The sequence below is a fragment of the Streptomyces javensis genome (assembly GCF_039525925.1).
Classification (GTDB): domain Bacteria; phylum Actinomycetota; class Actinomycetes; order Streptomycetales; family Streptomycetaceae; genus Streptomyces; species Streptomyces asiaticus.
This window is the reverse complement of sequence record NZ_BAAAIF010000266.1, coordinates 1-832: the sequence shown is the minus strand read 5'-3', so window position 1 is coordinate 832 and position 832 is coordinate 1. Positions and strand designations below refer to the sequence as shown.

Genomic DNA, 832 nt, shown 5'->3' with positions numbered 1-832 from the left:
CAACAACACCCCATCCACACCCGCCAACCCCACCACCGCACCCAACAACGGATGATCAGCCGAACCCAAACCAGCGGATGTCACATCGCCGACGGCCGACGAAGGAGTCTCGATCCAGTAGTGCTGTTGCTGGAAGGCATAGGTCGGCAACTCCACCTGCCGAGCGCCCGTCCCCCGGAACACCGTGGACCAGTCGACGGACGCCCCGCCGACGTACGCCTCGGCCACGGAGGTCACAAACCGCTCCAGACCGCCTTCGTCGCGGCGCAACGACCCGATGGCGGTGACACGGGTGCCGTGGTCCTCAGCCGTCTGATCCACAGCCATGGTCAGCACCGGATGGGCGCTGGCCTCGACGAACACCTGGAAACCATCCGCCAGCAGGGCGCGTACGGTCTCCTCGAAGCGCACGGTCTGGCGCAGATTGCGATACCAGTACCCGGCATCCAGATCGGCCGTATCGAGCACCCCACCGGTCACCGTCGAATAGAACGGCACCGACGACGACCGAGGACGGATCCCCGCCAGATCATGCGACAACTCGCCCTCGATGGCCTCGACATGGGCGCAGTGCGAGGCGTAGTCCACGGGTATACGCCGCGCCCGTACCTCATCCACCTCACATACCGCCAGCAGCTCGTCCAGCGCGTCCGCGTCACCGGAGACCACAACCGCCGAAGGCCCGTTCACCGCCGCCACCGACAACCGCTCACCCCACCGGCCCAGCCGCTCCCGCACCGACTCCACCGGCAACGACACCGACACCATCCCACCGAGCCCCGACAACGCCCGCAACGCCCTACTCCGCAACGCCACCACACGCGCCGCATCC

At 67.2% G+C, this 832-nt stretch carries 1 protein-coding gene; it reads right to left on the bottom strand.

Going from position 1 to position 832, the window contains the following annotated elements:
- Window positions 1-832: acyltransferase domain-containing protein (locus tag ABD329_RS47885; RefSeq protein WP_344318304.1), on the bottom strand; the 832-nt coding region annotated here is incomplete at both ends.